Source organism: Streptomyces sp. NPDC014907, assembly GCF_055562975.1.
Genome location: NZ_JBVHEG010000008.1, coordinates 152,809 through 176,239, shown reverse-complemented (window position 1 = coordinate 176,239; position 23,431 = coordinate 152,809). Strand labels below are relative to the sequence as shown.

General features: G+C 72.8%; 23 protein-coding genes. 8 read left to right on the top strand and 15 right to left on the bottom strand.

Annotation, left to right across the window (positions count from 1 at the left end):
• Positions 1-72 precede the first annotated feature (72 nt).
• Positions 73-1,299: a TerD family protein gene (locus ACZ3IL_RS21640; RefSeq protein ID WP_467392327.1), complete on the top strand. Its 1,227-nt coding sequence runs from the start codon at positions 73-75 to the stop codon at positions 1,297-1,299.
• Between the two features lie 67 nt (positions 1,300-1,366).
• On the opposite strand, the gene ACZ3IL_RS21635 is transcribed toward ACZ3IL_RS21640, so the two are convergent.
• Entirely contained in the window at positions 1,367-2,827 is a 1,461-nt protein-coding gene (locus ACZ3IL_RS21635; protein ID WP_467392325.1) for an alkaline phosphatase PhoX, read from the bottom strand.
• Between the two features lie 275 nt (positions 2,828-3,102).
• Positions 3,103-4,548, bottom strand: coding sequence for a hypothetical protein (locus ACZ3IL_RS21630; RefSeq protein WP_467392323.1), 1,446 nt, complete (start codon positions 4,546-4,548; stop codon positions 3,103-3,105).
• Positions 4,549-4,773: 225 nt separating this feature from the next.
• On the opposite strand from ACZ3IL_RS21630, the gene ACZ3IL_RS21625 reads away from it, so the two are divergent.
• A complete protein-coding gene (locus tag ACZ3IL_RS21625) occupies positions 4,774-6,609 on the top strand; it encodes an endonuclease/exonuclease/phosphatase family protein (protein WP_467392321.1) in 1,836 nt (611 codons plus the stop codon).
• A 59-nt stretch (positions 6,610-6,668) separates the two neighbouring features.
• Here ACZ3IL_RS21625 and ACZ3IL_RS21620 read toward each other — a convergent pair whose 3' ends face one another.
• On the bottom strand, positions 6,669-7,454 hold the full coding sequence (locus ACZ3IL_RS21620; RefSeq protein ID WP_467392319.1) for an antibiotic biosynthesis monooxygenase family protein: 786 nt from the start codon (positions 7,452-7,454) through the stop codon (positions 6,669-6,671).
• Between the two features lie 108 nt (positions 7,455-7,562).
• Here ACZ3IL_RS21620 and dapA point away from each other — a divergent pair, with 108 nt between their 5' ends.
• On the top strand, positions 7,563-8,471 hold the full coding sequence (gene dapA, locus ACZ3IL_RS21615) for a 4-hydroxy-tetrahydrodipicolinate synthase (protein ID WP_467392317.1): 909 nt from the start codon (positions 7,563-7,565) through the stop codon (positions 8,469-8,471).
• 126 nt (positions 8,472-8,597) lie between these two features.
• Positions 8,598-9,860, top strand: coding sequence for a PQQ-like beta-propeller repeat protein (locus tag ACZ3IL_RS21610; RefSeq protein WP_467392315.1), 1,263 nt, complete (start codon positions 8,598-8,600; stop codon positions 9,858-9,860).
• A 38-nt stretch (positions 9,861-9,898) separates the two neighbouring features.
• Here ACZ3IL_RS21610 and dapD read toward each other — a convergent pair whose 3' ends face one another.
• From dapD to ACZ3IL_RS21595, 3 genes are all read right to left on the bottom strand, one after another.
• Entirely contained in the window at positions 9,899-10,882 is a 984-nt protein-coding gene (gene dapD / locus ACZ3IL_RS21605; protein WP_467392313.1) for a 2,3,4,5-tetrahydropyridine-2,6-dicarboxylate N-succinyltransferase, read from the bottom strand.
• A gap of 315 nt (positions 10,883-11,197) precedes the next feature.
• Positions 11,198-11,764, bottom strand: coding sequence for a TetR/AcrR family transcriptional regulator (locus ACZ3IL_RS21600; protein WP_467392311.1), 567 nt, complete (start codon positions 11,762-11,764; stop codon positions 11,198-11,200).
• Positions 11,764-12,126, bottom strand: a complete 363-nt coding sequence (locus ACZ3IL_RS21595; RefSeq protein ID WP_467392309.1) for a DMT family transporter — start codon at positions 12,124-12,126, stop codon at positions 11,764-11,766. Before ACZ3IL_RS21595 ends, ACZ3IL_RS21600 begins: the two co-directional genes overlap by 1 nt.
• On the opposite strand from ACZ3IL_RS21595, the gene ACZ3IL_RS21590 reads away from it, so the two are divergent.
• Positions 12,125-13,201 carry a DUF7847 domain-containing protein gene (locus tag ACZ3IL_RS21590; protein WP_467392307.1) on the top strand — a complete coding sequence of 359 codons (1,077 nt, stop codon included), beginning with the start codon at positions 12,125-12,127 and terminating at the stop codon, positions 13,199-13,201. The two genes, ACZ3IL_RS21595 and ACZ3IL_RS21590, sit on opposite strands and share 2 nt — an antisense overlap.
• Before the next feature lie 138 nt (positions 13,202-13,339).
• Here ACZ3IL_RS21590 and ACZ3IL_RS21585 read toward each other — a convergent pair whose 3' ends face one another.
• From ACZ3IL_RS21585 to ACZ3IL_RS21550, 8 genes are read right to left on the bottom strand one after another with little or no spacing between them, the layout of a single operon-like run.
• Positions 13,340-13,678, bottom strand: coding sequence for a metal-sulfur cluster assembly factor (locus tag ACZ3IL_RS21585; RefSeq protein ID WP_055644196.1), 339 nt, complete (start codon positions 13,676-13,678; stop codon positions 13,340-13,342).
• The gene (gene sufU, locus ACZ3IL_RS21580) at positions 13,675-14,145 is read right to left on the bottom strand and encodes a Fe-S cluster assembly sulfur transfer protein SufU (RefSeq protein ID WP_467392305.1); all 471 of its coding nucleotides are present in this window, start codon (positions 14,143-14,145) and stop codon (positions 13,675-13,677) included. Before sufU ends, ACZ3IL_RS21585 begins: the two co-directional genes overlap by 4 nt.
• Before the next feature lie 10 nt (positions 14,146-14,155).
• Positions 14,156-15,424, bottom strand: a complete 1,269-nt coding sequence (locus ACZ3IL_RS21575) for a cysteine desulfurase (protein WP_467392303.1) — start codon at positions 15,422-15,424, stop codon at positions 14,156-14,158.
• Positions 15,421-16,185: a Fe-S cluster assembly ATPase SufC gene (gene sufC / locus ACZ3IL_RS21570; protein WP_467392301.1), complete on the bottom strand. Its 765-nt coding sequence runs from the start codon at positions 16,183-16,185 to the stop codon at positions 15,421-15,423. The genes ACZ3IL_RS21575 and sufC overlap by 4 nt, the downstream gene beginning before the upstream one ends.
• Positions 16,186-16,192: 7 nt before the next feature.
• Positions 16,193-16,510, bottom strand: a complete 318-nt coding sequence (locus ACZ3IL_RS21565) for a bifunctional 3-phenylpropionate/cinnamic acid dioxygenase ferredoxin subunit (RefSeq protein WP_399696387.1) — start codon at positions 16,508-16,510, stop codon at positions 16,193-16,195.
• On the bottom strand, positions 16,510-17,727 hold the full coding sequence (gene sufD, locus ACZ3IL_RS21560; protein ID WP_467392298.1) for a Fe-S cluster assembly protein SufD: 1,218 nt from the start codon (positions 17,725-17,727) through the stop codon (positions 16,510-16,512). The genes ACZ3IL_RS21565 and sufD overlap by 1 nt, the downstream gene beginning before the upstream one ends.
• Positions 17,728-17,787: 60 nt before the next feature.
• Positions 17,788-19,203: a Fe-S cluster assembly protein SufB gene (gene sufB, locus ACZ3IL_RS21555; RefSeq protein ID WP_388691766.1), complete on the bottom strand. Its 1,416-nt coding sequence runs from the start codon at positions 19,201-19,203 to the stop codon at positions 17,788-17,790.
• A complete protein-coding gene (locus ACZ3IL_RS21550) occupies positions 19,200-19,922 on the bottom strand; it encodes a helix-turn-helix transcriptional regulator (protein ID WP_467392295.1) in 723 nt (240 codons plus the stop codon). Before ACZ3IL_RS21550 ends, sufB begins: the two co-directional genes overlap by 4 nt.
• Positions 19,923-20,102: 180 nt before the next feature.
• Between ACZ3IL_RS21550 and ACZ3IL_RS21545 the strand changes: the two genes are divergently transcribed.
• The 3 genes from ACZ3IL_RS21545 to ACZ3IL_RS21535 all read left to right on the top strand — a co-directional run bounded on the left by ACZ3IL_RS21545 (position 20,103) and on the right by ACZ3IL_RS21535 (position 22,868).
• Positions 20,103-21,044 (top strand): ABC transporter ATP-binding protein, encoded by a 942-nt coding sequence (locus ACZ3IL_RS21545; protein ID WP_467392293.1) that lies wholly within the window; start codon positions 20,103-20,105, stop codon positions 21,042-21,044.
• A complete protein-coding gene (locus ACZ3IL_RS21540; protein WP_467392291.1) occupies positions 21,041-21,835 on the top strand; it encodes an ABC transporter permease in 795 nt (264 codons plus the stop codon). The genes ACZ3IL_RS21545 and ACZ3IL_RS21540 overlap by 4 nt, the downstream gene beginning before the upstream one ends.
• 64 nt (positions 21,836-21,899) lie before the next feature.
• Positions 21,900-22,868 carry a COX15/CtaA family protein gene (locus ACZ3IL_RS21535; protein ID WP_467392497.1) on the top strand — a complete coding sequence of 323 codons (969 nt, stop codon included), beginning with the start codon at positions 21,900-21,902 and terminating at the stop codon, positions 22,866-22,868.
• Positions 22,869-23,032: 164 nt separating this feature from the next.
• Here the strand turns inward: ACZ3IL_RS21535 and ACZ3IL_RS21530 are convergent, their stop codons facing one another.
• Complete coding sequence (locus ACZ3IL_RS21530; RefSeq protein WP_467392289.1) at positions 23,033-23,365, bottom strand: hypothetical protein; 333 nt, start codon at positions 23,363-23,365, stop codon at positions 23,033-23,035.
• Positions 23,366-23,431 lie beyond the last annotated feature (66 nt).

Genomic DNA, 23,431 nt, shown 5'->3' with positions numbered 1-23,431 from the left:
CCCCGTCACCGGGGTGGCCGAACCCGGCGAAGGTAAGGGAACGGCAAAGGGGTCCGGATCGTTACCCCTGGCATGACCGCTATGACCCCCGGCTCGAACATCCCTCTCACCGCCGCGCGCGTGGCGGTGGACGTCGCCGCCCCGGTGCGGCTCGACGTCTCGGGCCTGCTGCTCGGCGCCAACGGCAAGGTCCGCTCGGACGACGACTTCATCTTCTACAACCAGCCGGCCGGACCCGGTGTCACCTACCGCTCCGGCGGCGGGACCGCGCCCGACGCGATCCTGGTCGACACCGGCGCGCTGCCGGCCGGCGTCGAGAGGATCGTCGTCACGGCGAGCCCGGACGCCGCGGGCCAGACCTTCCAGGGCATCGAACCCACGGCGACGATCCGCGACGCGGACGGCGGCGGCGTGCTCGCCACCTTCACCCCGCCCCGGCTGTCGACGGAGACGGCGCTCGTGGTCGTCGAGATCTACCTGCGCAACGGCGCGTGGAAGGCCCGTGCCGTGGGCCAGGGCTACGCGAACGGGCTCGCCGGCATCGCGACCGACTTCGGCGTCTCGGTGGACGAGGAGCCCGCCGCACCGGCCCCCGCCACCGCACCGGCCGCCGCGCCGGCCCCCGTCTCCCCGCCGGTCCCGCCCGCGCCGCCGGCCGCCCCGGTGGACCCCCGGCTCGCGCCCCCGGCGCCGCCCGCCGCCCCCGCGCCCGCTCCCACCGGCAAGATCAACCTCGACAAGGGCCGGGTCAGCCTCCGGAAGAACGAGACGGTGTCCCTGGTCAAGGGCGGCCGTCCGCTGCTCTCCCAGGTCAAGATGGGCCTCGGCTGGGAGCCCGCCCACCGGGGCAAGGACATCGACCTGGACGCGTCCGTCATCGCGTACGGCCCGCAGCGCAACCACCTGGACAGCTGTTACTTCGGCAAGCTGGCCATCCTCAACGGCTCGGTCAAGCACTCCGGCGACAACCTCACCGGCGAGGGCGCGGGCGACGACGAGGTGATCGTCGTGGACCTCGGCCGGCTGCCGGCCGAGGCCACCGGTCTCGTCTTCACGGTCAACTCCTTCTCCGGCCAGAAGTTCACCGAGGTCGCCAAGGCCTACTGCCGGCTGCTCGACGCGGCGACCGGCGAGGAACTGGTCCGCTTCGACCTGACCTCCGCCGAACCGCAGACCGGCGTGATGATGGCGAAGCTGATCAAGCAGTTCTCCGGCGAGTGGGAGATGACGGCGATGGGCGAGTTCGTGAAGTCGCGGACCGTCCGGGGCATGGTGAAGCCGGCCGCCCAGGCGCTCTGACGGCCGGCCCGCCCCCCTCGGCGCGTCCACGGCCCGGCACACCGGGTGCCGGGCCGTGACGCCGGGTTCAGCGGCGGGGCTGGCGGCGCCAGGGTCCGGTGATCGCGACCATGATGCCCGGGGTCTGGATGTTGGCGAACAGCGTGTCGCCGTCCGGCGAGAAGACGACGCCGGTGAACTCGCTGTCGTTGAGGTCGTTGCGGGCGATCGGGTACGTGCGGCCGGAGTCGGTGGCGCCGAAGAGGTGCTGGACCCCCTCGCCGTCCTCGGCGATGACGAGCCCGCCGTACGGGGAGACGGTGATGTTGTCCGGGCCGTCGAAGGCGCCGTCCTCGTCGGGGTTCGCGTTCACGCCGAACAGCACCTTGAGGGTGAGGGTGCGGCGCTTCGGGTCGTAGAACCAGACCTGGCCGTCGTGCGCGGCACCGGGGCTCTCGTCGCGCGCGAAGGAGGAGACGACGTAGGCGCCGCCGTCGGCCCACCACATGCCCTCCAGCTTGCGGCCCCGGGTGACCTGCCCGGCGGCGAACTGCTTGCGGACGGGGGTGGTGCGGGCGTCGCGGTCGGGGACGTCCACCCAGTCCACGCCGTAGACGGTGCCGATCCGGGTGGCGCGGGACAGGTCGTCGACGAAGCGGCCGGAGGAGTCGACGCACTTGGCGGCCTGGAGCTCGCCGGCGTCGTCGGCGAGGGTGCGGAGCTTTCCGCGCCCGTGCTCGAAGCCCTTCGGCGGCACCCAGCGGAAGAGGAGCCCGTTGGGGTTGGAGGCGTCCTCGGTCAGGTAGGCGTGGCCGCGCCGGGGGTCGATGACGACGGCCTCGTGGTCGTACCGCCCGAAGGCCTTGACCGGCTTCGGGGCGCGGTTGGCCCGGCGGTCGCGCGGGTCGACCTCGAAGATGTAACCGTGGTCCCTGGTCATGCCGTTGACGCCGGCGAGGTCGGAGTTCTCCTCGCCGGTCAGCCAGGTGCCCCAGGCGGTGCGGCCGCCCGCGCAGTTGGTGGAGGTGCCGGCGAGACCGACCCACTCGGCCACGGTGCCGTCGCGGTGCACCTCCACGACCGTGCAGCCGCCGGCCGCGGCCGGGTCGTAGACGAGGCCCTCGGCGAGCGGGACCGGGTGCTCCCACTTGGCGCGGGGGCCCTTCAGCTCGTGGTTGTTGACCAGGTACGTGGTGCCGCGCGGACCGGCGAAGGCGGCGGTGCCGTCGTGGTGGGAGGGCGTGAACTCGCCCGATTCGAGGCGGGTCACACCGCTGTGGGTGACGACGCGGTACGAGAACCCGGCCGGCAGGGCGAGGAGCCCCTTCGGGTCGGCGACCAGCGGCCCGTACCCGAGGGCGTGACCGTGGCCGTGGCCGTGACCGTGACCGTGGTCGTGACCGTGCCCATGGCCGATTCCGTACGCCTCCGGCTCGTCGGACGCGAGCGCCTCGGGGGCGGTGGCGAGAGCCCCGACGACACCGGTGAGGGCGAGCCCCGCACCGGTGGCGGCGGACTGCTTGGCGAACTCTCTGCGGTTGAGCGGCATGGTGATGGGTTCTCCCTGTGGTGGCCGGATCTCGCTGGTCACCCTCCCGGGTCCGCGCGAACACCACCTGAACACCACGGGAACACCGGCGGACGCCCTCCCTCCGGCCCGCCCGGCACCCGCCCCGCCGTGCCCCCGGGGAGCCCCCGCCGGGGACCCGCGGAGGTCCCGGGGCGGGAACCTCCGGGAGCTTCCCGGAAACCGGCGGGAGCCGCCCGAGGCCTCCGGAACCCTTCCGGCAACCGGCGAAAGACTCCCGAGGCCTTCGGAAGCCGTCAGGAACCGGATCGCGAGCGGGCCTTGAAGGCGGCCTTGCGGGCCTCCTTCGCCGTGGCCCTGTCCCGGTGCAGACGGCCCATCGCCTCCAGGACCTCGGCCGTCGCCGGGTGCTCCACCCGCCAGGCCGCCTCGAAGAAGCCGCTGTGCCGTCCCGTGAGGCCCTCGATCAGCTCCTGGAGCTCCTCCAGGTCGCCGTCCGCGTCGAGCTGGGCCGCGATGGTGTCGACGGCCAGCCAGAAGATCATCGACTCCGGCGGCGGGGGCACGTCCGCCGCGCCCCGCTCCGCGAGCCAGACCCGCGCCAGACCGCCGAGCTCCGCGTCGTCCAGGACCTCCCGCACCGCGGGCTCCGCCTCCGCTCCCACCAGGGAGAGCGTCTGCTGGCAGTGGAGGCGGCGGAGCGGGGAACCCGCGTCGGAACCGCGGGCCGCGTGCAGCAGTTCCCGGGCCGCGCCGACCGCGTCCCGGCCGGCCAGCCAGGCGGCCGTCTCCTCCCGGGCCGCGGCCTCCGGGTAGCCGGCGATCCCGTCGAGGAGCGCGTCGGCGCCCTTGTCCGCCAGGTCGCCGACGGCGGGCGCGTCGACGCCGGCCTCCAGCATCCGGGCCCGGATGCCGTAGAGGCCGAGCGGGGTGAGCCGGACCATGCCGTACCGGGTGACGTCCTCGTCGTCCACGGGCGGCGCGGGCTCCTCGCCCTCCTCGGCCATCAGGGCCTCGTCCAGGGGCTGGTACTCCACGAGCCCGATCGGTTCGAGGATGCGGAACTGCTCGTCCAGCCGCATCATCGCGTCCGAGACCTGCTCCAGCACGTCGTCGGTGGGTTCGCCCATGTCGTCGGGGACGACCATCGACGCGGCGAGGGCGGGCAGCGGCACCGGCCCCTCGCCGGCCCCGCCCTCACTGACCGTCAGCAGGTAGAGGTTGCCGAGCACGCCCTCCAGGAACTCGGTCTCGGCCTCGGGGTCCCAGTCGAGGGCGTCGACGTCGATCTCGCCGTCCTCCCCGACGAGGTCGTCCAGGTCGTCCAGGACGGGGGCGACGGCCTCCGCGAAGACCGCCTCGAAGCCGTCCAGCCAGAGCGCGAGGACGTCCTGGGGCGAACCGCCGGTGAGGAGGGCCAGGTTCTCGCCGGGCGCGGCCGTTCCGGGGGCGTCCTCGCCCTCGCCGTCCTCGACCTCCACGAGACCGGTGTCGACGGCGAGCCGCCAGGCGTCGCCCGCGCGGAACCCGGCCTCCTCGCCGGCGTCGAGGCCCAGGGCCCCGGCCGCCGCCGGAAGCTGCTCGTCGAGGAGGTCGCCGCCCGCGTCCACCCGGGTGCCGGGCCCCGCCCAGCGGGCGAGCCTCGCCGCGTCGGCGAGGAGGGGCGCGGCCAGGGCGTCCCGCGCCAGCTCCGCGTCCGCACGCAGCCGAACGGGGGGAAGGGTGGGGTGCTCCGCTGACATCTGGTGGGTCTCCTCGGCGCGTACGGGGCGAGCGGGTGGAAGGCTCAGTGAGGTGAAGGGCTCGGAGAGCGGTCTCAGCGTAGACGCATCCGGGAGGCCGTCCGCCGGTTCACGGACCCGTCGGCGCCCGTACACCCGTCGGCCCTTGACAAGGGGGGTGCTCTGCCAAGAGATTGACGCGCGTAGATGCACCTGCCGTTCCTCCAAGCACCCCCGGAGTCCCTGATGTCTTCCTCCATACCGAGATCCGCGGCCGTCGCCGCCGTCGTGTCCGCCGCCCTGGCCGCCGGCCTGCTCGCCGGTTCGGCGAGCGCGTCCGCCGAGGACGGCGCCGGTGTCCGCGTCCACGACATCCAGGGCACGACCCGCGTCTCGCCCCTCGCCGGGAAGCAGGTCACCGGGGTCACGGGCATCGTCACGGGCGTCCGCGCCTACGGCTCGCGCGGCTTCTGGATCCAGGACCCCACCCCGGACGCGGACCCGGCCACCAGCGAGGGCCTCTTCGTCTTCACCGGTTCCGTCCCGGCCGTCGCCGTCGGTGACGCGGTCAGCGTGAACGGCACGGTCACCGAGTACGTCCCCGGCGGCCTGTCCTCCGGCAACCAGTCGCTGACGCAGCTCTCCAAGCCCGTCGTCACCGTCGTCTCGCGGGGCAACCCGGTGCCGGCCCCGGTGACGATCTCGTCCTCGTCCGTTCCCGGCGCGTACGCGCCGGAGGGCGACCCGGCCGCGGGCGGCTCGATCAACGGCCTGACGCTGCGGCCCGGAGAGTACGCCCTGGACTACTACGAGTCCCTGGAGGGCACCAACGTCCGGATCGGCTCCTCGCGGGTCGTCGGTGCCACCGACCCGCACGCCGAACTGTGGGTCACGGTGAAGCCGTGGGAGAACGCCAACCGGCGCGGCGGCACGGTCTACGGCTCCTACGAGGACCAGAACACCGGCCGGCTCCAGGTCCAGTCGCTGGTCCCGCTCGCCCAGCAGCCGTTCCCCCGGGCGAACGTCGGCGACGTGCTGTCCGGCACGACCGAGGGCCCGCTCGACTTCAACCAGTACGGCGGCTACACCCTGACGGCCCGCACCCTCGGCACGGTCGTGGACCGGGGCCTGGAGCGCGAGACCACGGACCCGCAGCACAAGAACGAGCTGGCCGTGGCGACGTACAACGTCGAGAACCTGGACCCGTCCGACCCCCAGGAGAAGTTCGACGCGCTCGCGAAGGCGGTCGTGACGAACCTCGCCTCGCCCGACGTCGTCGCCCTGGAGGAGATCCAGGACAACAACGGCCCCAAGAAGGACGGCACGGTCGCCGCCGACGTGACGGTGAAGAAGTTCACCGACGCGATCGTGGCGGCCGGCGGCCCGGCGTACGACTGGCGCTCGGTCGACCCGGAGGACGGCGAGGACGGCGGCGAGCCCGGCGGCAACATCCGTCAGGTCTTCCTCTTCAACCCGGCGCGGGTCTCCTTCACGGACCGTCCCGGCGGCGACGCCACCACCGCGACCGGTGTCACCGGCCGCAAGGGGCGCGCCGAGCTGACCCTCTCCCCCGGCCGGATCGACCCGTCGAACGCCGCGTGGCAGGACAGCCGCAAGCCGCTCGCGGGCGAGTTCGTCTTCCGGGGCCGCACGGTCTTCGTGATCGCGAACCACTTCGGCTCGAAGGGCGGCGACGAGTCGATCGTCTCGCACCACCAGCCGCCGAACCGTTCCTCCGAGGCGAAGCGTCTGCTCCAGGCCCAGGCCGTCAACGGCTTCGTGAAGCAGCTCCTCGCGGTCGAGAAGCAGGCCGACGTGCTGGTGGTCGGCGACATCAACGACTTCGAGTTCTCCGGCACGACGAAGGCCCTGACGGACGGCGGCGCCCTGTACCCGGCCGTGAAGTCGCTGCCGAGCGGTGAGCGCTACTCGTACGTCTACCAGGGCAACAGCCAGGTCCTCGACCAGATCCTGACCAGCCCGGGCGTCCACCACTTCGCGTACGACAGCGTCCACATCAACGCGGAGTTCGCGGACCAGAACAGCGACCACGACCCGCAGGTGCTGCGCTTCCGCCCGTAACGCCCTCGAAGGAGACCCGTGCCTCCCGGGGGACGCGTCCCCCGGGAGGCGCCGGCGGATCACGTGCCCGCGCCGAGGCTCAGCGCGGGCGTGTACCACCGCACCCGGACGCCGGTGAGCCCGGGGAGTTCGCGCGCCGGCCTCCGGGCCCCGCCGGGCGGGGCGTACTCCGCCCGCCAGTCGGCGAGGGCCCGCTCGCTCTCCCACTCGGTGAGGACGAGGACGCGGGTGCCGTCCGTGGACCGGTGGACGTGCGTGCCGATCCTGCCGGGCGCGAGCCGGGTCGCCGGGTCGCCGGCCAGGACGGCGTCCACGGCCTCCTCCGGAACCTCCCGGCGCCCGGCGCCCGGTCCCCCGAAGTCGGCCTCGACGACCGAGAGCGCCCCGGGCGGCCCGTCCGCGGTTCCGGGGGCGGCGGCCGGGCGGGGCGGCGCGTAGCGGTGCAGGACCACCCGTTCGACGCCGGGCACGGCCGCGTCGATCTCGGCGTTCCGGTCGTCGCGGTGGGTGCGGACGAAGTCCTCGTAGACCTCCTCGCCGGTCCACTGCGAGTAGTGGAGCAGCGTGTCCCCGTCGGCGCCGGTGTGAACGGTGTACGAGAGCAGTCCCGGATCGGGCCACTCCCGGCGCTCCCAGACCGCGCGGACGGCTTCGACGGCGGCCCGCTGCCGTGCGGGGGTGCCGACCCGCCAGGTGCTGACGAGAACGGCGCCGACGCCGGGACGGTGGAGGTCGGGACGGGCGTGCGGGTGCGCGACGGCCTTCATGGGGGTGGTCTCCTGTTCCTGGGACTCCGGGTCGTCCGGACGGCTCCACCGTTCCGCCTCGACCGCGGTTGAGGTCAAGGGACCGCGGCGAGAAGGGCCCCGCCCGCGACTCTTCAGCGTTCCTTGCCCTTCGGGCCAAGGAGATCTAAGTGGACCTTCACCGTCCACCGCGCCCAGACTTCCGGCATGACCACCACGCCTTCCCCCGCCCCGCCCTTCGGCCGCGCGCTCTGCGCGATGATCACCCCGTTCACCCCCGCCGGCGCGCTCGATCCCGGCGCCGCGGGAGCGCTCGCCGCCCGGCTCGTGGCGGAGGGCTGCGACGGACTGGTCCTCAACGGGACCACGGGCGAGTCCCCGACCACCACCGACGCCGAGAAGGCCGCGCTCGTGCGCGCCGTCCGGGAGGCCGTCGGTCCCGGCCCCTCGGTCCTCACGGGCGTCGGCACCGCCGACACCCGGCACACCGCCGAACTGGCCCGCGCGGCCGAGGACGCGGGAGCGGACGGGCTGCTCGTCGTCACCCCCTACTACAGCCGTCCCCCGCAGGCGGCCGTCGAGGCGCACTTCCTGAAGGTCGCGGACGCGACCGGCCTGCCGGTGATGGTGTACGACATCCCCGGCCGCACCGGCACCCGCGTCGAGCCCGCGACGATGCGGCGGCTCGCCGCGCACCCGGGGATCGTCGCGGTGAAGGACTGCGCGTACGACCTGCTGGGTTCGGCGCGGCTGATCGCGGAGACCGGGCTCGCGTACTACTCGGGCTGCGAGGAGCTGAACCTGCCGCTGTACGCGGTGGGAGGAGCCGGCTACGTGAGCACGGTGGCGAACGTGGCGCCCCGTCACCTGCGCGCGGTGCTCGACGCCTTCGACGCGGGCGACACCGCCGGGGCGGCCCGGCTCAACGCCCGGCTGCTGCCGCTCGCCGAGCGGATGATGGCGTCCGGCCTGCCGGGCACGGTGACCGCCAAGGCGCTCCTCGGCGGCCCGGTGCGGGAACCGCTGCTGCCCGCGGACCGGGAGACCGCCGACGGGCTGCGCGCGCTGTACGGGGAACTGCTCCGGCCGGCCCCGGCCGTTTCCGTCACCGTGTGACAGGAGCTTCACGGCATCGTCCCCGTTGCGTCCCGTCCCCCGGAGGGGCGCGGAACCGTGGCTAACCTGGGCCCGCTCCGGGCGCCGCCCGGCAGTGGAACGGAACGGACGACGGGGAGCCGACGGATGCCGATACGCGGAGGAAGCACGACGGGGCCGGTGGACGCCGGGAAGAACGGGCCGTCCCGCAGACGCGTGCTCCGTCTGGCCGGGAGCGGCCTCGGCCTGGCGGCGCTCGGCGCGGGCGCGTGGGGCTGCGGTCCGGCGGAGGAGCCGGTCCCCGGCGCCACCGCTCCCGGGAAGGGCGCGTCCGCCACCCCCGGCGGCACCTTCACCACCCCGCCGCCGGGCACCGCGCCGCGCCCGTTGTGGCAGGCCCCGGCGGCGTCCGGGGCGTTCGGCGCGACGGGCGCGCTGGCCGTCGCCGGCGACGTGGTCCTGGTCTCCGGCGACCCGCTGGTGGGCCGTTCGCTCACCACCGGCGAGGAGCTCTGGTCCCGGAAGGAGGTGGCCGTGCCGGGCGCACACCTGCTCGTCGGCGGCGGCACCCTCTACCTGGCCAGTGCCCAGTACGACGGGGACGTGGTCGGTCTCGACCCGGCGACCGGCAAGGAGACCTGGCGCAGCAGGCTCGGCGGCGAGAAGTACGCCCACCCCCGCACCCTCGCCACCGACGAGCACCGGGTGTACGTCCTCGCCGGCGTCCTGGAGAAGGACTTCAGCGTCAGGAACAACGTGATCGCGGCCCTCGACATCGCCTCCGGCAAGGTGGTGTGGCAGGAGCGGCGCGACACGGGCACCCAGGAGCACGGCATCACCGCCACGCTCGCCGGCCGGTACCTGGCCTACACCGACTACCGGAAGAACCTGACGGTCCGTGACGCGGCCACGGGCCGTCAGGTGTGGACGACGAAGCTGGGCCGTTCCAACAGCGAGCCGCTCGCCGCCCACCAGGACCTGGTGATCGTCGCCGACGGGCAGCGCCTCCGCGCCTTCGCGCTGGCGGACGGGCGGGAACGCTGGTCGCTCGCCTCCGAGGAGTTCACCCGTTTCCACGGCCCCGCCGTCCTGGACGGCGTGCTCCACGTCTCCGACTCCGCCCACGTCCTGCGCGCGGTGGACCCCTCGACGGGCAAGGAACGCTGGCGCAACGAGAAGCTGCTCGGCGTCGCGATCCCCTGGCAGTTCACCGTGGTGGGGGACACCCTCTACGGGGCGACGGAGCTCGACGACAAGGGCGGGGTCGTCGCTTTCGACGCCCGCGACGGCAAGCACCGCTGGACGTACAACGACGGTACGGGCTCGGTCGAGCAGTGGTACGTGGTGGCCTCGGGCAACCGCCTCGCGGCCCTCCACGGAAAGCGGCTGACCGCCCTGCCGGCCGTCTGAGGACGGGGCGGGGCGGTCGGTGTCCGTCTGTCGGCGGGTCAGTTGTGGCTGTGCAGGACCTCGTTGAGGCCGCCCCAGACCGCGTTGTTCGGGCGGGCCTCGACGGCGCCGGTCACCGAGTTGCGGCGGAAGAGGATGTTCGACGCGCCGGACAGCTCGCGGGCCTTCACGATCTGGCCGTCGGGCAGGGTGATCCGGGTGCCGGCGGTGACGTACAGGCCGGCCTCGACCACGCACTCGTCGCCCAGCGCGATGCCGACGCCCGCCTCGGCGCCGATCAGGCAGCGCTCGCCGATCGAGATGACGACGTTGCCGCCGCCGGAGAGGGTGCCCATGGTGGAGGCGCCGCCGCCGATGTCGGAACCGTCGCCGACGACGACGCCGGCGGAGATCCGGCCCTCGACCATCGAGGTGCCGAGGGTGCCGGCGTTGAAGTTGACGAAGCCCTCGTGCATGACGGTGGTGCCGGCGGCGAGGTGCGCGCCGAGGCGGACGCGGTCGGCGTCGGCGATCCGGACCCCGGCGGGCACGACGTAGTCGGTCATGCGGGGGAACTTGTCGATCGAGGTCACCTGGAGGTGCAGGCCCTCGGCGCGCGCGTGGAGGCGGACCTTCTCGACGTCGTCCACGGCGACGGGGCCGAGCGAGGTCCAGGCGACGTTGGCGAGGAGGCCGAAGAGGCCGTCCAGGCTCTGGCCGTGCGGCCTGACGAGCCGGTGGCTGAGCAGGTGCAGGCGCAGGTACGCGTCGTGGGCGTCGAGCGGCTTCTCGTCGAGCGAGGCGATGACGGTGCGGACGGCGACCACCTCGACGCCCCGGCGGGCGTCCACGCCGAGGGCCTTGGCGGCGCCCTCGCCGAGGGCGTTCACGGCCTCGTCGGGGGAGAGTCGTCCGGTGCCGGCGGGGCCGGGCTCGTCGGTCAGCTCGGGGGCGGGGAACCAGGTGTCGAGGACGGTGCCGTCGCCGGCGATGGTGGCGAGGCCGGCGGCGACGGCGCCGGTGGTGCGAGGAGCAGTGGTCATGACGGAAAACCTAACCGGCGGGCCCCCGCCCGGGCCAACCGGTCTCGGCTGCCGGGCGGGCGCGTCGGCGGCCCGGACCGGGCCCGGGGAGGAGTTCCGGCGGCCCGGACCGCCCGCGAAGGCCGGCCCCCGGCCCTCCGGACCACCCCGGGGGGACGGCTCCTGCGGTCCGGGTCACCCCCGGAGAACAGTCCGGCCCTCCGGCCCACCCCCGGGAGGCGAATCCCGCGGCCCGCCCCGCCCCCGGGAGGCGGCTCCTCCCGGCCCGGCCCACCCCGGGGGGCTTCGCCGGTCCGGACGGGCCCCCGCCGGGGGTCACGGCACTCCGTCCGGGGTCCCGGGGCGCAGGACCCGTCCCAGCATCGCGCGCGCGTACTCCTCCTCGTACGCGCCGCCGGTGAGGAGGACGTGCAGGCAGATGCCGTCCATGAGGGCGACCAGGGCGCGGGCGGTCGCGGGGTCGGTGCGGCGGGCCAGGGCCGTGGTGACGGCGGTGGTCCATTCGGCGACGACCGGGCGCAGGGCGGGGCGCCGGAGGGCGGCGAGGCAGAGCTCGTACTCCAGCTCCACGCCGGCGCGTCCGGCATCCAGCCACTCCCCCAGGAGCCGGGCGAGCGCGGTGGCGGGGTCGGCGTCCGGGTCCGCGAGGGCGGGGCTCTCCCGGACCGCCCGGCCGAAGCCCTCGCCCGCCCGGCGCAGGGCCGCGACGAGGAGTTCGTCGAGGGAGGCGAAGTGGTAGGTGGTGGAGCCGAGCGGCACGTCCGCCTCGGCGGCCACCGCGCGGTGACTGAGCCCGGCGATGCCGGCCCGTCCGACGACGCGGAGGGCCGCGTCGACGATGCGTTCACGGCGTCCGGGGTCGTGGCGGCGCGCGCGGGCCATCAGTGGGCGCCGCCCAGGTGGAGGACGGCGACGCCGGCGACGATGAGGACGACGCCGGCGATCTTGGCGGGACCGAGGCCCTCTCCGAGGAAGAGGGCGCCGATGGCGGCGACGGCGGCGGTGCCGACGCCGGACCAGATGGCGTACGCGGTGCCGACCTCGAGGGTCTTGAGCGCCCGTGCCAGGAGGGCGAAGGCGATCAGGTAGCCGGTTCCGGTGACGAGCGAGGGCCAGAGACGGGTGAACCCGTCGCTGTACTTCATCGAGGTGGTGGCGAGGATCTCCGCCGCGATGGCGCCCGCCAGCAGTCCGTAACCCATGTGTACGACCGTACACAAGCCACCGGATACCGTGTCCCGCATGACGACTCCCCCGAACCCCCACGGCTACGGCTACGGCTACCCGCCGCCGCCCCCGCCACCGCCGAAGCCCGGCACGATACCCCTGGCGCCACTGGACCTCGGAGCGGTCCTGAGCGGCGCCTTCGCCACCTTCGGACGCCACTGGAAGCAGCTGCTCGGCGTGACGGGCGCCGCCTACGGCATCGCGCTGCTGCTCTTCGGGGCGGCGCTCGGCATCGCGTACGCGGTCGTGGGCGGCCGGCTCCCCGAGGTGTTCGACCTGCCCGCCGGGCGGGAGCCGGAGTGGGAGGACATCCGCCCGGTGCTGATCGCGTTCGCCTGCGTCTGGCTCTTCGCCCTGATTGTCATGTTCTGTGCGAACGGCTTGGTGGCGGCGGCCTGTCCCGCCGTGGTCCAGGAAGCGGTTCTGGGCCGGTCCACCACCTTCGGCGCGGTCTGGCGCCGGTCCTGGGCCCGGCTGCCGGCCGTCCTCGGCTCGGTGTTCCTGTCGGGCCTGGCGGTCCTGCTCCCGGCCCTCTGCTTCTTCGGGGGCATGGCCGGCATGGTGACGGGGCTGGTCACGGCGGCGCGCGACGGGACGTCCCCCGGTGACGTGCTGGTCCTGCCGCTCCTGGGGGCGCTGGGCGCGCTGCTCACCGCGCCGCTCACGGTCTGGCTCTGGGTGAAGTTCTGCCTGGCCCAGGCGGCCGTGGTGATGGAGGGTCAGGGCGCCGTCGCCTCGCTGCGCCGCTCCTCGCTCCTGGTCCGCGGCTCCTGGTGGCGCGTGTTCGGCTGCACGCTCCTCGCCACCGTCATGGCCGTCGTGGTGAACGGGGCGATCCAGCAGGGGCTCTCGTTCCTCATGATGGTGCCCATGATGGGCATCGCCCCCTCCGCCGACACCCCGGCGTCGATGATCGCCACCTTCGTCGCCCTCTTCGTCCTCATGCTCCTCGGGCAGCTGGTGGGGCAGGCGCTCGTCTCCGTCTTCCCGCCGCTGGTCACCTCCCTGCTCTACGTGGACCAGCGCATCCGCAAGGAGAACCTGGCCCCGGAGCTGGCCCGGGCCGCGGGGGTCCCGCCCGCCGCTCCGTGAGCGGCCGCGGCGCGCGGAACCCGCCGCCCCCGGAGCCGCCCGGACCGTGTCTCCTCCCCGGCGCGGAGGAGGGGACACGCGAACGGCCGTGCTCCCCTGTCCGTCCGGGGAGCACGGCCGTTCGCGCGAAGCGGTCGCTCAGACGTTGAACCCGAGCGCGCGGAGCTGCTCGCGCCCGTCGTCCGTGATCTTGTCCGGACCCCACGGCGGCATCCAGACCCAGTTGATCTTCAGTTCGCTGACGATGCCGTCCGTGGCGGACTTCGCCTGGTCCTCGATCACGTCGGTCAGCGGGCAGGCCGCCGACGTCAGGGTCATGTCCAGCGTCGCGACGTTGGAGTCGTCGATGTGGATGCCGTAGATGAGGCCCAGGTTGACGACGTCGATGCCCAGTTCGGGGTCGACGACGTCGTACAGCGCCTCACGGACTTCTTCCTCGGAGGCCGGCTTCATGGTGGCCCCGGCGTTCTCGGTCATGCCGACTTCCTCACTGCCTTCTCGTCGTCCCCCAGCGCCTGGGCGGTCGCGTCCTTCCACGCCATCCAGCTGAGCAGGGCACACTTCACACGGGCGGGGTACTTGGACACCCCGGCGAACGCGACCGCGTCCTCCAGGATCTCCTCCATCGCGTCGTCCGGCTCGATCCGGCCCTTGGACTGCATCAGCTCCAGGAAGGTGGCCTGGATCTTCTGCGCCTCGGCCAGCTCCTTGCCGACGAGCAGCTCGTTGAGGACGGAGGCCGAGGCCTGGCTGATGGAGCAGCCCTGGCCCTCGTACGACACGTCCTCGACGCGCGAGCCGTCGTACTTCACGCGGAGCGTGATCTCGTCGCCGCACGTGGGGTTCACGTGGTGCACCTCGGCGTCGCCGTCCCGCAGACCGCGCCCGTGCGGGTGCTTGTAGTGGTCCAGGATGACGTCCTGGTACATCGAATCCAGCTTCACGAGCCGTCCCCTAGCCGAAGAAGTTCCGTACGTGCTCCAACCCGTCGACCAGGGCGTCGACCTCGGCCGGAGTGGAGTACAGATAGAACGACGCCCGCGTGGTCGCGGGAATTCCGTAACGGAGGCAGACCGGCCGCGCGCAGTGGTGGCCGACCCGGACCGCGATGCCCTCCTCGTCGAGCACCTGGCCCACGTCGTGCGGGTGGATGTCGCCGAGCGTGAAGGAGATCGCCGCCCCGCGGTCCTCGGCCGTGGTGGGGCCGATGATCCGCAGGTCCGGTACCTCCTGGAGGCGCCGGACGGCGTACTCGGTGATCGCGTGCTCGTGGCGCGCGATGTTCTCCATGCCGATCGCGGACAGGTAGTCCACCGCCGCGCCGAGCCCGACGGCCTGCGCGATCGGGGGCGTGCCCGCCTCGAACTTGTACGGGGCGGGCGCGTACGTCGAGGAGTGCATCGAGACGGTCTCGATCATCTCGCCGCCGCCGAGGAAGGGCGGCAGGTCCTCCAGGAGCTCCTGCCGTCCCCACAGCACGCCGATGCCGGTCGGGCCGCACATCTTGTGGCCGGTGAAGGCCACGAAGTCGGCCTGGAGCGCCTGCACGTCCAGGACCATGTGCGGGGCCGCCTGGGAGGCGTCGATGCAGACCAGCGCGCCGACCTGCTGGGCGCGGCGGATGATCGTCTCGACCGGGTTGACCGTGCCGAGCAGGTTCGAGACCAGGGTGAAGGAGACGATCTTGGTCTTCTCGGTGATGACCTCCTCGATGTTCGAGAGGTCGAGACGCCCGTCGTCGGTGAGGCCGAACCACTTCAGTTTCGCGCCCGTGCGCTGCGAGAGCAGCTGCCACGGCACGATGTTGGAGTGGTGCTCCATCTCCGTGATGGCGATCTCGGTCTCGTGGTCCACGCGGTAGGGCTCGTCGGCCCAGCCCAGCATGTTGGCCACGAGGTTGAGCGACTCGGAGGCGTTCTTGGTGAAGATCACCTCGTCGCGGCTCGGCGCGTTGACGAAGGCCGCGACCTTGTCACGGGCGCCCTCGTAGAGCGCCGTCGCCTCCTCGGCCACCGTGTAGACGCCGCGGTGGACGTTGGCGTTGTGGCGCTCGTAGTACTGGTTGAGCGCGTCGAGGACCTGGCGCGGCTTCTGCGAGGTCGCCGCGGAGTCGAGGTACACGATCTTCTTGCCGTCGTGGACCACGCGGTCCAGGATCGGGAAGTCCTTGCGGATCGCCTCGGTGTCGAGGAGGCCGGAGAGCCCCTGATGGGCAGAAGTCACGCGGACGCGCCACCCTTCACGTACTTGTCGTAGCCCTCGTTCTCCAGCACGTCGGCGAGCTCGGCGCCGCCGGACTCGGCGATGCGGCCGTTCGCGAAGACGTGCACGAAGTCGGGCTTGATGTAGCGCAGGATGCGCGTGTAGTGGGTGATCAGCAGGGTGCCGACCTCACCGGTCTCGCGGACGCGGTTGACGCCCTCGGAGACGATGCGCAGGGCGTCGACGTCGAGGCCGGAGTCGGTCTCGTCGAGGATCGCGATCCTCGGCTTGAGGAGCTCCAGCTGGAGGATCTCGTGGCGCTTCTTCTCGCCGCCGGAGAAGCCCTCGTTGACGTTGCGCTCGGCGAAGGCCGGGTCCATCTGGAGCTGCTCCATCGCGGACTTGACCTCCTTCACCCAGGTGCGCAGCTTGGGCGCCTCGCCGCGGACGGCGGTGGCGGAGGTGCGCAGGAAGTTGGAGACCGAGACGCCGGGGACCTCGACCGGGTACTGCATGGCCAGGAAGACGCCGGCGCGGGCGCGCTCGTCGACCGACATCTCCAGGACGTCCTCGCCGTCGAGGGTGACGGTGCCGCCGGTGACCGTGTACTTCGGGTGGCCGGCCAGCGAGTACGCCAGGGTCGACTTGCCGGAGCCGTTGGGGCCCATGACGGCGTGGGTCTCGCCCTGCTTGATGGTCAGGTCGACGCCCTTGAGGATCTCGCGGGGGCCGTTCTCCGCGTCGACGGAGACGTGCAGGTCGTGGATTTCAAGCGTAGCCATGGGTGACTCAGGACTCCTGGGTGACGGAGACGAGCACATCGTCCCCTTCGATCTTTACGGGGTAAACGGGGACGGGACGCGTCGCGGGAAGGCCGGAGGGCTTGCCGGTGCGCAGGTCGAAGCTGGAGCCGTGCAGCCAGCACTCGATGGCGCAGTCCTCGACCTCGCCCTCCGAGAGGGAGACGTTCGCGTGCGAGCAGATGTCGTTGATCGCGAACACCTCGCCCTCGGTGCGCACGACCGACACCGGCGTGCCGTCGACCTCGACCCGCTTCGGGGCGTCGGCCTCCAGCTCGCTCAGCGCGCAGACTCGGACGAAGGCCATCAGACGGAGGCCTCCAGCTCGGCCTCGATCTTGGCGAGCAGGCGCTCCTGGACGTCGGGCAGGCCGATCTGCTGGACCAGCTCGGCGAAGAAGCCGCGGACGACGAGGCGGCGGGCCTCGATCTCCGGGATGCCGCGGGCCATCAGGTAGAAGAGCTGCTCGTCGTCGAAGCGGCCGGTGGCCGAGGCGTGACCGGCGCCGGCGATCTCGCCGGTCTCGATCTCCAGGTTCGGCACGGAGTCGACCCGGGCGCCGTCCGTGAGGACCAGGTTCCGGTTCAGCTCGTACGTGTCGGTGCCCTCGGCGGCGGCCCGGATGAGCACGTCGCCGATCCAGACGGCGTGCGCGTCCTGGCCCTGCAGCGCGCCCTTGTAGGCCACGTTGGACTTGCAGTGCGGGGCGCTGTGGTCGACCAGGAGGCGGTGCTCCTGGTGCTGGCCGGCGTCGGTGAAGTACAGGCCGAACAGCTCGGCCTCGCCGCCGGGGGCCGCGTACGTCACGCGCGGGTGGAGGCGGACGACGTCGCCGCCGAAGGTGACGACGACCGACTTGAAGGAGGCGTCGCGGCCGACGAGCGCGTTGTGCTGGGCGACGTGGACGGCGTTCTCGTCCCAGTCCTGGACGGAGACGACCGTGAGCTTGGCGCCGTCGCCGAGGACGTAGTCGACGTTGGCGGCCAGGACGGCGTCGCCGGTGTGGTCGATGACCACGACGGCCTCGGCGAAGGCACCGAGCTCGATCACCTGGTGGCCGAAGGCGACCCCGCCGTTGCCGTGGACGGCGACGCGGATCGGCTCGGTCAGGACGGTGTCCTTGGCGACGGTGACGACCGACGCCTTCTCGAACGAGGAGTACGCCTGGGCGGCGACCCGGTCGACGGGCCTGCCGGCCCGGCCGAGGCGCTCGTCGTCACGGCCGACGGTCTCCACGGTGACGCCCTCGGGGGCCTCGATGTCGACCTTGACGCCCTCGCCGGTCGCGACGGCGGTGCCGTCGTGCAGACCGCGCAGGCGCTCCAGCGGGGTGAACCGCCACTCCTCCTCGCGGCCGTGCGGGACGGGGAAGTCCGCGACGTCGAAGGAGGGGGGCGCGCTCATGCGCGTGGCGACGGTGGACTCGGCGGCCACCGCGATCGAGCCGGCAGTGGTCGAACCTGCCGGCGGGGGTCCCCCCGCTCGAGCGGAGCCGAGAGTGGGGGAGTTCTGGGCCTCAGCCATGGCTGTCGTGTTGCTCTCTTCCTGCGTAAGAACGGGGCGGTACGGGGCGGCGGGGCGGCGTCAGCCGACCGCACCCTCCATCTGCAGCTCGATCAGCCGGTTGAGCTCCAGGGCGTACTCCATGGGGAGCTCCTTGGCGATGGGCTCGACGAAGCCGCGGACGATCATCGCCATGGCCTCGAACTCGGTGAGGCCGCGGCTCATCAGGTAGAAGAGCTGGTCCTCGGAGACCTTGGAGACGGTGGCCTCGTGGCCCATGGAGACGTCGTCCTCGCGCACGTCCACGTAGGGGTACGTGTCCGAGCGGGAGATGGTGTCCACGAGCAGCGCGTCGCAGAGCACGTTGGACTTGGAGCCCGGGGCGCCCTCGCCGATCTCGATGAGACCGCGGTAGGAGGTGCGGCCGCCGCCCCGCGCCACCGACTTGGAGACGATGTTGGAGGAGGTGTTCGGGGCCATGTGGACCATCTTGGCGCCCGCGTCCTGGTGCTGGCCCTCGCCCGCGAAGGCGATGGACAGGGTCTCGCCCCTGGCGTGCTCGCCCATGAGGTAGACGGCCGGGTACTTCATGGTGACCTTGGAGCCGATGTTGCCGTCGACCCACTCCATGGTGGCGCCCTCGTAGGCGACGGCGCGCTTGGTCACCAGGTTGTAGACGTTGTTCGACCAGTTCTGGATGGTCGTGTAGCGGCAGCGGCCGCCCTTCTTGACGATGATCTCCACGACGGCGCTGTGCAGCGAGTCCGAGGAGTAGATCGGGGCGGTGCAGCCCTCGACGTAGTGGACGTAGGCGTCCTCGTCCACGACGATCAGCGTCCGCTCGAACTGGCCCATGTTCTCCGTGTTGATGCGGAAGTAGGCCTGGAGCGGGATCTCGACGTGCACGCCCTTCGGCACGTAGATGAAGGAGCCGCCGGACCACACGGCCGTGTTCAGGGAGGCGAACTTGTTGTCGCCGACCGGGATGACGGTGCCGAAGTACTCCTTGAAGAGTTCCTCGTGCTCCTTCAGGGCGGTGTCGGTGTCGACGAAGATGACGCCCTGCTCCTCCAGGTCCTCGCGGATCTGGTGGTAGACGACCTCGGACTCGTACTGGGCGGCGACGCCGGCGACGAGGCGCTGCTTCTCGGCCTCGGGGATGCCGAGCTTGTCGTACGTGTTCTTGATGTCCTCCGGCAGGTCCTCCCAGGACTCGGCCTGCTTCTCGGTGGACCGCACGAAGTACTTGATGTTGTCGAAGTCGATGCCGGAGAGGTCGGAGCCCCAGGTCGGCATGGGCTTCTTGCCGAAGAGGCGCAGACCCTTGAGACGGAGCTTCAGCATCCACTCGGGCTCGTTCTTCTTCGCGGAGATGTCGCGGACGACGTCTTCGTTCAGACCGCGCTTGGCGGTGGCACCGGCGGCGTCGGAGTCGGCCCAGCCGTACTCGTACCGACCCAGGCCCTCAAGCTCGGGGTGGCTGATCTCGGTGGTCATGCGGGGTTCCTCCCGGCCGTGCTGTCGGATGATGCGGTGGTCTGTGGGGCGCCGTGCGGGATGAACGTGGTGCAGACGCCGTCACCATGGGCGATGGTGGCCAGGCGCTGGACGTGCGTTCCCAGGAGACGGGAGAAGAACTCCGTCTCCGCCTCGCACAGCTGGGGGTACTGCTCGGCGACGTGGGCGACCGGGCAGTGGTGCTGGCAGAGCTGTTCGCCGACCGGCGCGTTCCGCGCGGTGGCAGCGTACCCGTCCGCGGTGAGGGCTCTGGCGAGCGCCTCGGTCCGCCGCGCGGGTTCGGCCGCCTCGACGGCCTCGCGGTACGCGCTCCCCTGGCTCTCGATCCGGTCCCGGGCGAAGGCGGCGACGGCCGCCTCTCCTCCGGCGTTGCGTTCGATCCACCGGAGGGCCTCGACGGCGAGCGAGTCGTACGACTGGTCGAAGGCGTCCCGGCCGCAGTCGGTGAGCGCGAAGACCTTCGCGGGGCGGCCGCGGGCGCGGGCGCCGTAGACGCGCTTCTCGCGGGCCTCGACGACGTTCTCCGCGACCAGTGAGTCGAGGTGGCGGCGGACGGCGGCCTGGGTGAGGCCGAGGCGCTCGGCCAGGTCGGCGACGGTCGACGGTCCGTGGTCCAGGATCGACCGCGCCACCCGGTTGCGCGTGGAGCGCTCGCGGGTCGCGAGTTCCTCCACGGGAGCCGCGCCAACGTTTTTCACAACACCATTGTTGCGTAATTAATCGGGGAGTGACAAGCCGGGCCGGAGAAGGCGGCGGTGCCGTGCGTCACTCAGGTAAGGCTTACCTGACCTGCGAAAACGATCATTCGTGGGATGAATCCGGCCGCTCTCCGGGCCCCGGCCCCGGGGCACCCCCGCGCGCTCTCTAGACTTCCCGGCATGCGCGGGAAGTCCAGAACGAGCGAGTCCGTCGTCCAGGTCCGTGGCCTGGTCAAACGGTACGGGTCCAAGACCGCCGTCGACGGCCTCGACCTGGACGTGCGGGCGGGCACCGTCACCGCGGTCCTCGGCCCCAACGGGGCCGGCAAGACCACCACGGTCGAGATCTGCGAGGGCTACCGCCGGGCCGACGCCGGCACCGTCCGCGTCCTCGGCCTCGACCCGGTCGCCGACGCGGCCGCCCTGCGCCCCCGGATCGGCGTCATGCTCCAGTCGGGCGGCGTCTACTCCGGCGCGCGCGCCGACGAGATGCTCCGCCACATGGCGAAGCTGCACGCCCACCCGCTGGACGTGGACGCCCTGATCGAACGCCTCGGCCTCGGCTCCTGCGGCCGCACGTCCTACCGGCGCCTCTCCGGCGGCCAGCAGCAGCGCCTCGCGCTCGCCATGGCCGTCGTCGGCCGCCCCGAGCTGGTCTTCCTCGACGAGCCCACGGCGGGGCTCGACCCGCAGGCCCGCCGGTCCACCTGGGAGCTGGTCCGCGAGCTGCGCGCCGACGGGGTGACCACCGTCCTCACCACCCACTTCATGCAGGAGGCCGAGGAGCTGGCCGACGACGTCGCCATCGTGGACGCCGGCCGGGTCGCCGCCCAGGGCAGCCCCGAGGAGCTGTGCCGGGGCGGGGCCGAGAACACCCTGCGCTTCACCGGCCGCCCCCGTCTCGACCTGGACTCCCTGCTCGAAGCGCTTCCGGACGGCACGGCCGCGGCGGAGGTCCTCCCGGGCACGTACCGCATCACCGGCGACATCGACCCGCGGCTGCTCGCCACGGTGACCGGCTGGTGCGCCCGGCACGGCGTCATGCCCGGCGGGATCTCCGTCGAGCGCCACACCCTGGAAGACGTCTTCCTGGAGCTCACCGGCAAGGAACTGAGGTCATGAGCACGGACACCCCCTCCCCCGGAGCCGGCACGGGCGCCTACGCCCCGAGGCCCGGGGCGGCTCCCGTCGGGCGGATGATCGCCGCGCAGACCGCCCTGGAGACCAGGATGCTGCTGCGCAACGGCGAGCAGCTGCTCCTGACCGTGGTCATCCCCTCGCTGCTCCTGGTGCTGTTCTCCACCGTCGACATCATCGACACCGGGACCGGCCGGGCCGTCGACTTCCTCGCCCCCGGCGTCCTCGCCCTCGCCGTGATGTCCACCGCCTTCACCGGCCAGGCCATCGCGACCGGCTTCGAGCGCCGGTACGGGGTGCTCAAGCGCCTGGGAGCCTCCCCGCTCCCCCGCTGGGCCCTGATGACCGCCAAGACGCTCTCCGTCCTCGTCACCGAGGTCCTCCAGGTGGCGCTCCTGACGGCGATCGCGCTGGCGCTCGGCTGGTCGCCGCACGGGAACCCGTTCGCGGTCCTGCTGCTCCTGGTCCTGGGCACGGCCGCCTTCTCCGGCCTCGGCCTGCTGATGGCCGGCACCCTGAAGGCCGAGGCCACCCTGGCCGCCGCCAACCTGGTCTTCCTGCTGCTCCTGGTCGGCGGCGGGGTGATCGTGCCCCTGGAGAAGTTCCCGGACGCGGCCCGCTCCGTCCTGGAACTGCTCCCGATCTCGGCCCTCTCCGACGGCCTGAGGAGCGTCCTGCGGGACGGCGCGGCCCTGCCCTGGGGCGACGCGCTGATCCTCGCGGTCTGGGCCGTCCTCGGTCTCGGCGCGGCGGCGAGGTTCTTCCGCTGGGAGTAGCCGCAAGGTTCCCTTCGGCCGCATACGCCCCCCTCGTGAAAGCGCGCACAAGCGCCGTCCTACGATAGGGCCCGTGCTGACCCCCCTCGCCTCCATCGCCCAGCGCTGGACCCCGTCCCCCCGGACGCTCCGGCGCGCCGCGCTCTCCGCCGTCGTGATGAGCGTGCTCATCATCGTCACGGGCGGCGCGGTCCGGCTGACCGGTTCCGGTCTCGGCTGCGACACCTGGCCCAAGTGCACGGACGACAGCCTCTTCGCCACGCCCGAGCAGGGCCTCCACGGCGCCATCGAGTTCGGCAACCGGATGCTGACGTACGTCCTGTCGGCGGCCGTCGGCTGGACCATCGTCGCCGCGCGCTCGGCCAAGCCCCGGCGCCGCGGCCTCTCCCGGCTCGCCTGGGCCCAGTTCTGGATCGTGATGAGCAACGCCGTCCTCGGCGGCATCACGGTGTGGATGGGCCTCAACCCGTGGACGGTCGCCGGCCACTTCCTCGCCGCGAACGCCCTGCTCACGGTCGCCGTCGTCACCTGGCACCGGACCGGCGAGGGCGACACCGCCCCCCGCCCGCGCGTGCCGCGCCCGGTCCGGAGGCTGTCCTGGGCGATCACGATCGCCTCGGGCCTGCTGATCGCGCTCGGCACGACGGTCACCGGCTCCGGCAAGCACGCTGGCGACAGCAGCGACGTGCCGCGCATGCCCTGGGACTGGACGAACGCCGCGCACGCGCACGCGATCGCCGCCTGGATCGTCTGCGCGCTCGCGGTCGCGATGTGGCTGGTCCTGCGCGCGGTGGACGCCCCGGACGACACCCGGGCCCGCGCCCGGGACCTGCTGGTCGTCCTGCTCGCGCAGGGCGCGATCGGCTACGTCCAGTACTTCACGGGCGTCCCGGAGCTCCTGGTCGGCGCCCACATGCTCGGCTCCTCGCTGATGTGGATCGCGGTCCTGCGGCTCGCCCTGAGCATGCGCGAGCGCCCGGCGGCCGCGCCGGAGGTCCCGGCCCGGCCGGACCCGGAGCTCGCGAAGGCCTGACGCCGACCCGCGCCGCGCGGACGGCTCGCCACCGGGGCGCCGGAGAACGCGCGCCACGGCCGCCCGGCCCCGCACCGCGCGGACGGCGCCGCACCGCACGACGAAGGGCCCACCGGTTCCCCGCGAGCCGGTGGGCCCTTCGCGCGTGCGCGCCCGCCGCCGCCTCAGCGGTCGGAGGGGCCGCCGATCTGGATGCCGGCCATCCGGGACCACTCGTACGGGCCCGTGACGACCTTGGCGGCGAACTCGCCGTCGAACTCCTCGTGGAGGGTGAGGCCGGCCTTCTCGGCGGCCTGTCGTGCGACCGGGTGGGTCGGTGCCACCAGGTCGCCCCAGCGGCCGTCCGCGCCGACGAGGACGATCCGGGTGCCCGCCCGGCCGATGTGCTCCAGGTGTCCCTCGGAGCCGCCGTGCTCCCGGGAGAAGGCCTGGATCTGCCGGGCGAGCCGGGCCGCCCTGCGCTCGTCCTTCTTCGTGTCTGCGTTCGTGTCTGCCATGAGAAGGATGCTACCGACGGGTAGATCGACTGGCGACGGCCGGGCCGCGTGGTTTTTCCCACGCGA